Source organism: Sphingomonas sp. (assembly GCF_051962185.1).
Classification (GTDB): Bacteria; Pseudomonadota; Alphaproteobacteria; order Sphingomonadales; family Sphingomonadaceae; genus Sphingomonas.
The window spans coordinates 16,372-27,820 of sequence record NZ_JBQCCN010000139.1 but is presented as its reverse complement, the minus strand read 5'-3'; the positions used below and the strand labels follow the sequence as shown (position 1 = coordinate 27,820).

The following is an 11,449-nucleotide window of genomic DNA, read 5'->3' as shown; positions in this document are numbered from 1 at the left end:
CGAGTGGAACGACGCGATCGGCGAACCGCGACAGGTCGCCGCCGTGCAATCGCGCCCAGCCCGCCGGGGTCAGCCCGATGCCGATCAGCGTCCCGCTGCCCGCCGACACATAGCCGGCATGACTGCTCGGCCCGAAGAAGGCGGCCTCGGGTACCGGATCGACGGTCCGCCTCCCCAGCGTCACCGACCAGGGTTCGGCATCGATCGTGAAGCGGATATTGGGCCAGGCCGGAAAGAAGACGTCGTTGAAACGATCGTCGCAATGAGCCCTGGTCAGCTCATAACGATGATAACCCGAAATATAGCCGCGCAACGCCGGTGCCGGCAACCAGAAATCGACGGAAGCGGGCACCTTTTAGATCATTCTCGCGGGCGGTTGAACTGGGCGGCCTAGGTCGCGTCTCGACCCAACGCAATTACATCGAGCAAGTTGCGCTGGGCCATGACGAGCGTCGCGTCGGTTTCAGGCGAAGATGTCGCGTAATTCATCGCGCGGAGCGCCTTCCTTCCACGCCCTGAGCTCGACATAGACCGACGATTCCAGCGCGGCGATGGCGATCGCCGACAAGGCAGCCACACCACCCTGTACCAGGATGAAGCCAATTGGCGGGGCGGCCATGGTCATCGCGGGCGTGCCGAGCGCGCCTCTGATAACCGCGCCGATCGTCGCCGTCGCGATCCAGAAGATCAGCCACAAGACGAAGATCTGCCAACGCGCGCCCTTGGTCAGATCGAAACTGCGGTCGAACGCGCGCGTGCCCGCGCGCCCCTCGATCATCGCGGCGGGCATCGCCACGGTCAGCGCGACCATCTGGATGACGCCGGGTACCACCAGCAACACCGTCGCGGCCGCGACCGCAACCTCCATCATCAGGTTGAGTCCGATCAGCCGCGGCGAGGCCCGCAGCGCCTGGTACAAAGCGTCGGCGGCGTCGATCCGCCGGTCGTCCTCGTTTTCGATCGCCAGCCAGATAAGCGCTCCGCTGCACAAGGCCCCGAAAACGGCGCTGACCAATAGCGACAGAAGGTACGTGAGAAACTGGCCGCCTCCGCCGCCGCGTAAAGCGTGGAGGAGAGCGTCGCCGCCCGCCAGCCTGATAGGCACCGGTAGCGCGGCCAGCAGCAGCGCGATGATCGCGATCGCGCCGAGCCGCCGGCCCACCATATCGCCGGCGCGCGACAGCACGCGGCCGATGTGGAAATCGCGGCGCGACGATATCGATCCCGCTTCCGCCACGACCGCATCCTCCCGTCAGGCGAAGATCTCGCCGAGGCCCTGGACTTCCGGTCCTTCCTTGAGACCGCGCAGCTCGACATAGGTCGCCGCGGGAATCGCCCCGGTCAGCAATGTCTGCAGCGTCGTGCTGACCGCGCTGATGGCCGCCATCGGCAAGGCGATGCCCGACATGTCGCCGCTGCTGATCGTGAACGCCAGAACCATCCCGGTCAGCACGCTCGACAACATGAAGATCACGAGGGCGAAGCCAAGGCTGATCAGCAACACGAGGAAGATGCTGAAACGATTGCCGCTGGTCAGTTCGCTGCTCCGCCCGAGTGCGCCGAAGATGCCGCTGCGTTCGGCGACGACCAGCGGCGCCGCCACATACCATATCGTCGCCAGGATGATCGCCGGCACGATCAGGAAGAGCGCCGCGACCAGGCACGCCAGGGTGGTGACCACGGCAACGCCGATCAGCGGCAGCAGCCGGCGCAGGGCGGTGGCGAGGCAGTCGCCGAACCGCGCCGGCTCGCCACGGTTGAAAGCCAACGTCGCCCGCACGAGGGCACCCTGGGCCACTATCGTGAACAGCATCGCGACCGCGAATCCGCCCACGGTGATCATGACGAACTGGGCCGGTGTGACCAGGCCGGTGCCGATCTCCGCCTGTGCGGTCTGCTGGAAGAAGGTGACGAGCCCGCGCGGCAGTCCGGCGAACAGGAACGCGATACCGGTCATCGCCGCCAGGTTGCCGAAGATCGACCCGAAGGCCGTGTTGAGAATGCGCCCGATCGACATAAAGCCCCCCAATGCCCCGCTCGCAACCTGATCGGGGCCGCCGCCCCTGTCCAGAACAACTTGGTTCGAAAGGAAGTTTATCGGTTGCGCGCTTTCTCGCATGGGTTAAGCAAGGCACAGGTTTGTAGCGCAGGGGTAGCGTTTGGCCGGGGGGAATACGCATGGTGCCGCGGCCGCTGCCGACCGCTTCGCCGCGGCGCACCACGCGCTGCGCGCCGATCCGGCCGTGCAGTTCACGCTCGGTCCGCCGCCGACACCGCCCGAGCCCCCCGCATGGTTCAGGGGATTGGCGCACCTGTTCGACTGGCTCGGTCACGTACTGGCGCCGATCGGCCGCCTGCTCGCCTGGCTGACGGGCTTCATGCCGGCAGCGCTATGGGCCCAGGTGTTGTTATGGGGCGTCATCGTCGTCGCGCTGATCGCGCTCCTGTGGCTGATCGGCGAACGATTGCGTTCTGGTCAATGGCGCCTGCCGCGCCGCCGCGCGCGCGCCGCGACGCCGGTCGCGATCGAGGCGGAGGAGGAATGGCGGCCCGATGCCGCGCAAGGCCGCGCCTGGCTGGAAGAGGCCGACGAACTCGCCGCGCGCGGTCTGTTCGCCGAAGCGGTCCATCATCTGCTGTTCCGGTCGATCGAGGACATCCGTCATCGTCGCCCGCAGGTCGTGCGTCCCGCACTGACCAGCCGTGAACTGGCGGCCGCGAGCGCGATCCCGGCGGGCGCGCGCGACTTGTTCGCGGCGATCGCCCGCCAGGTCGAACGCAGCCTGTTCGGCGGCCGGCCGGTCGGGGCCGACGACTGGCAGGCGGCGCGGGCGGCTTATGCCGATTTCGCCATTCCCGGAGCGTGGAAGGCATGAGCGATCTGGCGATCGGCGGCGCGGGACAGGATGGCGGTACCTTCCGGTTGCGTACGGTCATCCTGTTGCTGGCGGTCGGCATCATCGGCTTTGTCGGCCTGCTGCTCAGCAACGCCTATCAATCGCCGAGCAGATCGAGCAACGGCGCCACCGCGCACGCGCTGTCGAACGGGGCCACCGGCTATTCCGGGATCATCCAGCTGGCGCGGGCGATGGGCAAGGACGTGCGCGTCATCCGCGACGACTCGGAACTCGGTTCGACCGGCCTGGTCGTCCTTACGCCGCCGCTCGCCAGCACGCCGCTGACCGACGTGCTGGCGCGGCGCGGCGACCTGCCGACACTCGTCATTCTGCCGAAATGGTCGACATCGCCGCTCCGGCCTGCCGGTCGTCCCGGCTGGGTGATGCGCTGGGGCCTGATCGACCGGAAGGAACCGGAAGGCGTGCTGGCGCCCAACAACAAGTTCGCCGTGACGCGCGCGCGCAGCGGCGGCCAGCCGCTGCGTTCGGCCGGGTGGATCACCGAGGATTTCGGGTTCGAGGCGCCGCGTCCGCTGCAGACGATCAGCGGCGCCAACCTCAAACCGCTGTTGACCGACGAGCAAGGCAACGTCGTCCTGGGCGAGATCGGCGACAAGTCCTTCTACGTGCTTGCCGACCCCGACATTCTGTCGAACATGGGCATGCGCGAGGAGAGCCAGGCACGCGCCGCGCTCGAGCTGCTCGATACGCTCAATCAGGACGGCCAGCGCGACTGGGCCTTCGACGTCACCCTGGCCGGGCTCGGCAAGGCCAAGAGCCCGCTGCGGCTCGCCTTCGATCCGCCGTTCCTGGCGATGACGCTGGCGATCGTCGTGGTGATGCTGCTCGCCGGCTGGCAGGCGTTCGCGCGCTTCGGTCCGCCCGCGCACCGCCCCCGCGCGATCGCGTTCGGCAAGGCCGCTTTGGTCGACAATGCGGCTGCGCTGATCCGCAAGGCGGGGCGCCAGGCGCGGCTCGGCGGGCGCTATGTCGAAGCGATCCGCGAACGCGCAACGATCGCGTTCGGCGTACCGTCGCGGCTGCGCGGCGCGGCGATCGACGCCTATCTCGACAAGCTTTCCGGGCGAGCGCGCTTCACCGAGCTCGCCCAGGCCGTGGGCGACGCGGACGACAAGGCCAGTCTGGTCGCCGCGGCGCGCGCGTTACACGATTGGCAGAAGGAGAAGGGTAAGTGACGGTCGAGGAAGTCCGCAATCTGGCGATGGCGATCCGCCAGGAAGTCGGCAAGGCCGTGGTCGGCCAGGAAGCGACCGTCGAGCTGATGCTCGTGGCGCTGTTCGCCGGCGGCCATATACTGCTCGAAGGACCGCCCGGTACCGCCAAGACGCTGCTCGCGAACAGCTTCGCGCACGCCGTGGGCCTGCAATTCGGGCGCATCCAGTTCACGCCGGACCTGATGCCGGGCGACATCATCGGCGCCAATCTGTTCAATTTTCAGACCAGCGAATTCACGCTGACGCGCGGGCCCATCTTCACCGACCTGCTGCTCGCCGACGAGATCAACCGTACCCCGCCCAAGACCCAGGCGGCGCTGCTCGAGGCGATGCAGGAGCGCACCGTCACGATCGACGGCGAAAGCCTACCGCTCGGCGATCGTTTCATGGTGGTGGCGACGCAGAATCCGATCGAGCAGCAGGGCGTCTATCCCCTGCCCGAGGCGCAGCTCGACCGTTTCCTGTTCAAGCAGACCGTCGATTACCCTTCAGCCGCCGAGGAACGGAAGATCATCGCGACGCACGGCGCCAAGGTCGGCGCGATGGAGCCCGAAGGCTGGGGGGTCGAACACCGCACCGACGCCGCGAAGATCGGCGAGGCGGTCGCGGCGGTCGGCACCGTGCGGCTGGTCGACGAGGTGATCGACTATATCGCGGCGCTGATCCGCGGCACGCGCGACGTCGCCGACCTGGAGAGCGGCGCCAGCCCGCGCGCCGGCGCGATGCTCGCGGGTGCGGCGCGAGCGCGAGCGGCGATCGACGGGCGCGACTTCGTCATCCCCGACGACGTCAAGCAGCTCGCGCCCGCGCTGCTTCGCCACCGCCTGATCCTGTCGCCGGCCGCGGAGATCGACGGACGGGTGGTCGAGGAAGTGGTTCATTCGATCATCGAGACGATCGAGGCGCCGCGGTGAGGATGGACTCCGTCGGCTCCCTCGGTCGTCATGCCGGGCTCGCCTCGGCATCCACCGGGCGGCAAGCAGGTGCGCTCGAGCTTCCCGCCTTGCGCTTGCGGCACCGTGGATGCCGGCACAAGGCCGGCATGACGGTTAGGGATCGAGGCCACCACAAACCGTGTTCCGCTAGGTTGGCTGAAGGGACGCCGCGGTGATCTATCCCACGCGCATGGCGGTGCTGGCGGCGGCGGCGGGGGCTCCCGTCGCGTTGCTGATCGCCGTGCTCGTACCCGATCATTGGTATGCCGGGATCGCATGGCCCGTCGCGATCCTGCTCGGCGCGCTGATCGATGCGCTGCTCGCACTGCCGGCGTCGCGGATCGCGACGGGACTCACCCTGCCGCGCAGCGCCAGCGTCGGCGAGACGGTCGAGGCGGTGATCAGCGTCGAAGGGCCGCCGCGCGGCGGCCCCGGCGTGGTTCAGGTGGCGATCGCCGTCGACCCGCTGGTATCGCTGGAGGATGACGGCCGCGCCAACGTGCGGCTCGATCGCGGCAGGGGCGCGACCGCACTGCCGGTGGCGACGCAGCGCCGCGGCACCGCGCGCTTCGCGACCGTTTGGGTTCGCTGGCGCGGGCCGCTCGGGCTGGTCTGGCGTCAGAAGCACATGGCGAGCGAGGCCGCGCTCGCGATTCTGCCCGATATCCGGCCGGTCCATGAGCGGGGTGCCCGAATCTTCCAGCGTCACGCCCTGCAAGGGTTGATGACCCAGCTCGACCGCGGCGACGGTACCGATTTCGACGCTTTGGTCGAATATCGCTCGGGCATGGACCGCCGCGCGATCGACTGGAAACAGTCGGCGCGGCACCTGAAGCTCCACGCCAAGGAATATCGCACCGAGCGTAACAATCAGATCGTCTTCGCGATCGATTCGGGCCGCCAGATGTCGGAGCCGGTCGCCGGTATCCCGCGGGTCGACCGCGCGGTCGCGGCGATGCTGCTGACCGGTTGGGTGGCGCTGAAGCTCGGCGACCGCGTCGCGCTCCATTCGTTCGACTCGCGCCCGCGCATCGCCAGCGGGCTGATCTCGGGCGCGTCGGCCTTTCCCGAGCTCCAGCACCTCGCCGCCGGCATCGACTATTCGGGCGACGAGACCAATTACACCTATGCGCTGACCACGCTCGCCGCGCGGCTGACCCGACGCTCGATGATCGTGATGTTCACCGAGTTCACCGACCTGACCAGCGCCGATTTCATGATCCGCGCCGCCGCCCGGCTGGTCGAGACGCACCTTCTGCTGATCGTCGTGCTGCGTGATGAGGAACTCGAAACGATCGTCGACCGCACGCCCGACACCGCCGACGACATCACCCGCGCCGTCACCGCGGCGGGACTCCTCAAGGACCGACTGCTCGCGCTGACCCGGCTCCGCCACCTGGGCGCACATGTCATCGAAAGCGATTATGATCGCGTCGCCGACCGGCTGGTCGAAGGCTATGTCGACCTCAAGCGGAGGAACCTGTTGTGACCGCCTATGTCGATGTCCGCACGCCGTTGGTCAACGCGACGCGCTTCCGCGCCGCGCACGAGGCCGATTGGGACCAGCTCGACAAGATCCTGACGCTGATCGAGAATCGCGGCGTCGGCGCGGTGCCCGACCAGCAATTGCTCGTCCTGCCGCTACTCTATCGCGCCGCGCTGTCGTCGCTGTCGGTGGCGCGCGAGACCTCGCTCGACCGCGCGCTGATCACCTATCTCGAGCACCTTTGCACCCGCGCCTATTTCCAGATCTACGGTGTCCCCACGTCGCCGGCGAAGCAGCTCGCGCATTTCTTCGCGCGCGGCTGGCCGCAGGCGGTTCAATCGCTGTGGAAGGAGACGCTGATCTCCCTGCTGCTGACCATCGCGGGGGCGGTGGTGGCCTATCTGCTGATTGCGCACGATCCGTCCTGGTTCTACGCGATGATCCCCGACGGGATGGCGGAAGGACGCGATCCGACGGCGAGTGCCGAGTTGCTCCGACAGACGATCTATGACGGGGGCAAGGATGCGCAGCAGAGCGCACTCGCCTTCTTCGCCTCCTTCCTGTTCACCCACAACGCCCAGATCGCGATCTTCGCCTTCGCTCTGGGGTTCATGTTCTGCGTCCCTACCGCCGGGCTGATCGTTTATAACGGGCTGATGCTCGGCGCGATGGTCGAGCTTTTCGTGTCGAAGGGCCTTGGGTACGGCTTCGTCGGCTGGCTGACGATCCACGGCACCACGGAGATGTTCGCGATCATCCTCTCCGGCGCGGCGGGTTTCCGCATCGGCCTCGCCATCGCCTTTCCCGGTCGATTGTCCCGGACCGACGCCGCGGTCGCGGCCGGGCGATCGGCGGCGACCGCGATGGGCGGCACCGTGATCATGCTCGCGATCGCCGGGCTGCTCGAAGGGATCGGGCGCCAGACCATCACCAGCGACGAGGCACGCTACGCGATAGGCATCGCGATGCTGGTCGGCTGGCTGGTTTATTTCTATCTGCCGAGAGGGAAGCGCGATGGCGCGGCCGCCTAGCAGGGTATCGATCGCCGCGCTCAGGCGGCGCTTCATCACGCCAGAGGGCGTCGACCTCAATATCGAGCTCGGCTCGGCGGGCGCCCGCGCGGGCGCGTTTCTGCTCGACGGGATCATGATGATCGCGGTGCTGGTGGTCCTGACCATCGCGATAGGCATGATGGCCATGGCGTCGCAGTCGGTCCTGATGCTCGGCTTGTGGATCGTCGGCTTCTTCATCCTCAGGAACGGCTGGTTCACGCTGTTCGAAATGGGTGCGCGCGGCGCGACGCCGGGCAAGCGGATCGTCGGCCTGCGCGTCGTTGCGCGCGACGGCGCCCGACTGACCGGAGGCGCGGTGATCGCGCGCAATGCGATGCGCGAGATCGAGGTGTTCCTACCGATCTCCTATTTCTTCGCATCGGTGGGCGCAATGCTCACCGGGGGCGACATCCTGCTACCGCTGCTCGCGCTCGCCTGGAGCATGATCTTCCTGTTCTTCCCGCTGTTCAACCGCGACCGCCTGCGCGTCGGCGACCTGCTCGCCGGAACCTGGGTGGTGCATCGCGCCAAGGCTCAGCTCGGCCACGATCTTGCCGCATCGGCGGCCGAGAGCACGCGGCCGCGGCGCACGTTCAGCAATGCGCAGCTCGACCTCTACGGCATCTACGAATTGCAGACCCTCGAGGAAGTGCTGCGCGGGGGGCAGAACGACGCGATCGTCACCGTCGCCGCCGCGATCCGACGCAAGGCCGATATTCGCGACGACGGCGACGATTATGGTCTGCTGTCGGATTATTACGCCGCGCTGTGCGCCCGGCTGGAGCGCGACATGATGGTCGGCCTGAGGCGCGAGGACAAATATTCCAAGGCGACGCGCGCGGCGTAGCTTCAGCCGCTGGTCCGGACCGACAGCGGAGCGAAGCGCGCGACCTGGCGGCCAATCAGGCACAATTGATCGAGCACGGCGGCATCGGTCACCCCGCCCTGGTCGTCGAACCGCGTGATCTGGGTATTGATCGCCGCCGCGAACGGCGTCGGCCAGCCGCGCAGCGCATGGACGATCGAGCGCAGCGCGGCGATCGTCGATCCGGTCGCCTGCCAGCCGTACGCGGTGGCGATCAGCCCGACCGGCATGTCGGCGAGATAGGGGCGTTCGTCCTTCGCGGTTTCCTCGAGCAGGTCGAGCGCGTTCTTGACCACGCCGGAGATGCTGCCGTGATAGCCCGGGCTGGCGATGATCACGCCCGAGGCGGCACGCACCGCGTCGACGAATTCGCGCTCCTGCGATGTCCGGGTGGTCGCGCGCGGATCATAGAGCGGCAGCCGCGCCATGTCGCCGCCGCCGAACAAGCGCGTGGCATAGCCTTCGCGCTCGACCGCATCGAGCGCGATCCTGAGCGCGCGCTCGGTCGAGGAGACCGCGCCGATCGTTCCACCGATTCCAACGATCAACGGTTTGCCCGGCATCCCTGCTCCTTCGCCACTCACAGCCCTGCGATAGCCTCCATGCGATCGATCTGCTACAGCGGGATTGCACGGCCTGTATTATTCGAGTAATACGCCTATGGCCTTCCGGGCCGTGTGGAAGCGATGGATGCGCGACGACCCCTTTGACGGCAGCCGACGACCCGACCCCCGTTGGGGAGCGCATTCGGCCTATCCCGACGACTATCTGAGCCAGGCGGCGACCGCGGTCCCGCCCGACGCGACGAGCGCGCCGGGTCAGACCGCCGCGCCCGACATCGGCTACACGACCAACCTGCCCGTGGTGCGCAAAAAGCGCCGCTGGGGCCGCATTCTCGTGCGCACGCTGGCCGCCTGCGTGATCCTGTTCGTGATCCTGGTCGGCTGGCTCGCCGTGACCGCTCCCTTGTCGAAGTCGCTGCAGCCGCCGACGCCGCCGTCGGTCACGTTGCTCGCGGTCGACGGCACGCCGATCGCGCGGCGCGGCGCCACCGTCGACAAGCCGGTCGACGCATCGAAACTACCCAAATACGTGCCCGAGGCGTTCATCGCGATCGAGGACCGCCGCTTCTATTCGCATTGGGGCGTCGACCCCTGGGGAATCATGCGCGCCATGGTGCACAACATGATGGCCGGCGGCGTGCGCGAAGGCGGCAGCACGATCACGCAGCAACTCGCCAAGAACGCCTTTCTAGATTCGGACCGCACCGCCGGGCGCAAATTGCGCGAGATGCTGATCGCTTTCTGGCTGGAGGCGTGGCTGTCGAAGAACGACATCCTGTCGCGCTATCTGTCGAACGTCTATTTCGGCGACAACGTCTATGGCCTGCGCGCGGCCTCGCTCCATTATTTCAACGTCGAGCCCGAGCATCTGAGCGTCAGCCAGGCGGCGATGCTGGCGGGGCTGGTCAAGGCGCCGTCGAAGCTGGCGCCGACCGGCAATCTGCAAGGCGCGCAGGCCCGCGAGAAGGTCGTGCTCGGCGCGATGGTCGCGGCCAATTTCCTGACCAGGGACCAGGCCGACGTGCGGCTCGCCTCGCTCCGCGTGCGGCCGGTCAAGGAATTGCCCGACGGCACCTATTTCGCCGACTGGGTGCTGCCCGAGGCGCGCGACACGCAAGGCGACCTCAGCCAGGAGACCAAGGTCGTCACCACGCTCGAACCGCGCTTGCAAAAGGCCGCCGAACGCGCGGCCAAGCGCGCCGGGCTGCGCCAGGCACAAGTCGCGATCGTCGCGATGCGCCCCGACGGCCGCGTCGTCGCGATGGTCGGCGGTAAGGACTACAAATCGAGCCCGTTCAACCGCGCGACGCAAGCGCGGCGCCAGCCGGGTTCGACCTTCAAATTGTTCGTCTATCTGGCGGCGATGCGCGCCGGCATGACGCCCGACGACACGATCGAGGACGAGCCGGTCACGATCGCCGGCTGGAGCCCCAAGAACAGCGACGGCCGCTACGAAGGCAAGATCACGCTGCGTCGCGCTTTCCAGAAATCGAGCAACGTCGCCGCCGCGCGGCTGATCCAGAAGGTCGGCGTCGACAATGTCATCAAGGCCGCGCGCGACCTCGGCATCTCGACCCCGATCCCGCGCGAGGCGTCGATCGCGCTCGGCACCTCGACCGTGTCGCTGCTCGAACTGACCAGCGCGTTCGCGGCGATCGCCAACGACGGCTATCCGGTCAGCGCGCGCGGGATCGAGGCGACCGAGGGCAAGGCCTGGTATTCGAACATCATCGGCGGCACGCATTCGCTCGGCGGCAATGTCCGCGACGAGATGCTCGACCTGCTGTCGTCGTCGACCGAGGGCGGCACCGGGCGCGGCGCGCTGCTGTCGGTGCCGACCTATGGCAAGACCGGCACGACCCAGGACAGCCGCGACGCCTTGTTCGTCGGCTTCGCCAAGGATCTGGTGGTCGGGGTGTGGGTCGGTAATGACGACAATACGCCCAACGCCGGCCTGTCGGGCGGCGGTATCCCGGCGCGAATCTGGAAGGATTTCATGCAGAACGCGCTCGGCATCGCCCCGCCGCCGCCGGCGGTCGTCCCGGCGACGACCGACGACGACAACATGATCGACGGCGACGACGACGGCACGACGATCGATCCGGGCACCGGGCCGTTGCCGGTCGAGGGCAATATCTCGGGCCTGGGGGTCAATTTGCAGGTCAGGCGCGATGGCACCATGCGCCTGTCGCCGGCCCCCGACACCGGCGACCGCCCGCCGCGCCCGCCCGAGGGCGATGAGGGGCGGTAGGCTCTGATTACCCTCTCCCGCTTGCGGGAGAGGGGGGGCCGCCGCGAAGCGGTGGAGGGTGAGAGTCTTCTTTCTTCTGGGGTTTCAATCGCCTGGAAGAAGAAAGAAGACCCTCACCCAAACCCTCTCCCGCAGGCGGGAGAGGGCTTAAGTTTTCCTCTTCCC

10 protein-coding genes and 1 pseudogene are annotated in these 11,449 nt (G+C 67.7%); 7 read left to right on the top strand and 4 right to left on the bottom strand.

Annotated features, from left to right (window positions below):
* The 3 genes and pseudogenes from ACTHJR_RS08460 to ACTHJR_RS08450 all read right to left on the bottom strand — a co-directional run.
* Positions 1 to 352, bottom strand: a pseudogene (locus ACTHJR_RS08460) (hypothetical protein); the annotation flags it as partial.
* A 111-nt stretch (positions 353 to 463) separates the two neighbouring features.
* The gene (locus ACTHJR_RS08455; RefSeq protein WP_440522688.1) at positions 464 to 1,237 is read right to left on the bottom strand and encodes a hypothetical protein; all 774 of its coding nucleotides are present in this window, start codon (positions 1,235 to 1,237) and stop codon (positions 464 to 466) included.
* Positions 1,238 to 1,252: 15 nt separating this feature from the next.
* A complete protein-coding gene (locus ACTHJR_RS08450) occupies positions 1,253 to 2,017 on the bottom strand; it encodes a hypothetical protein (protein WP_440522687.1) in 765 nt (254 codons plus the stop codon).
* Between the two features lie 142 nt (positions 2,018 to 2,159).
* On the opposite strand from ACTHJR_RS08450, the gene ACTHJR_RS08445 reads away from it, so the two are divergent.
* The 6 genes from ACTHJR_RS08445 (at position 2,160) to ACTHJR_RS08420 (ending at position 8,452) form a co-directional block, all read left to right on the top strand.
* Positions 2,160 to 2,876, top strand: coding sequence for a DUF4129 domain-containing protein (locus tag ACTHJR_RS08445; protein ID WP_440522685.1), 717 nt, complete (start codon positions 2,160 to 2,162; stop codon positions 2,874 to 2,876).
* Positions 2,873 to 4,093, top strand: coding sequence for a DUF4350 domain-containing protein (locus ACTHJR_RS08440; RefSeq protein WP_440522684.1), 1,221 nt, complete (start codon positions 2,873 to 2,875; stop codon positions 4,091 to 4,093). The genes ACTHJR_RS08445 and ACTHJR_RS08440 overlap by 4 nt, the downstream gene beginning before the upstream one ends.
* Positions 4,090 to 5,046 (top strand): AAA family ATPase, encoded by a 957-nt coding sequence (locus ACTHJR_RS08435; RefSeq protein ID WP_440522683.1) that lies wholly within the window; start codon positions 4,090 to 4,092, stop codon positions 5,044 to 5,046. The genes ACTHJR_RS08440 and ACTHJR_RS08435 overlap by 4 nt, the downstream gene beginning before the upstream one ends.
* Positions 5,047 to 5,239: 193 nt before the next feature.
* The gene (locus tag ACTHJR_RS08430; RefSeq protein ID WP_440522682.1) at positions 5,240 to 6,556 is read left to right on the top strand and encodes a DUF58 domain-containing protein; all 1,317 of its coding nucleotides are present in this window, start codon (positions 5,240 to 5,242) and stop codon (positions 6,554 to 6,556) included.
* Complete coding sequence (locus tag ACTHJR_RS08425; RefSeq protein WP_440522681.1) at positions 6,553 to 7,584, top strand: stage II sporulation protein M; 1,032 nt, start codon at positions 6,553 to 6,555, stop codon at positions 7,582 to 7,584. The genes ACTHJR_RS08430 and ACTHJR_RS08425 overlap by 4 nt, the downstream gene beginning before the upstream one ends.
* Positions 7,568 to 8,452, top strand: coding sequence for an RDD family protein (locus tag ACTHJR_RS08420; RefSeq protein WP_440522680.1), 885 nt, complete (start codon positions 7,568 to 7,570; stop codon positions 8,450 to 8,452). The genes ACTHJR_RS08425 and ACTHJR_RS08420 overlap by 17 nt, the downstream gene beginning before the upstream one ends.
* A 2-nt stretch (positions 8,453 to 8,454) precedes the next feature.
* On the opposite strand, the gene ACTHJR_RS08415 is transcribed toward ACTHJR_RS08420, so the two are convergent.
* A complete protein-coding gene (locus ACTHJR_RS08415) occupies positions 8,455 to 9,033 on the bottom strand; it encodes an NADPH-dependent FMN reductase (protein WP_440522679.1) in 579 nt (192 codons plus the stop codon).
* A 127-nt stretch (positions 9,034 to 9,160) separates the two neighbouring features.
* Here ACTHJR_RS08415 and ACTHJR_RS08410 point away from each other — a divergent pair, with 127 nt between their 5' ends.
* A complete protein-coding gene (locus ACTHJR_RS08410; RefSeq protein WP_440522678.1) occupies positions 9,161 to 11,284 on the top strand; it encodes a transglycosylase domain-containing protein in 2,124 nt (707 codons plus the stop codon).
* Positions 11,285 to 11,449: the final 165 nt, after the last annotated feature.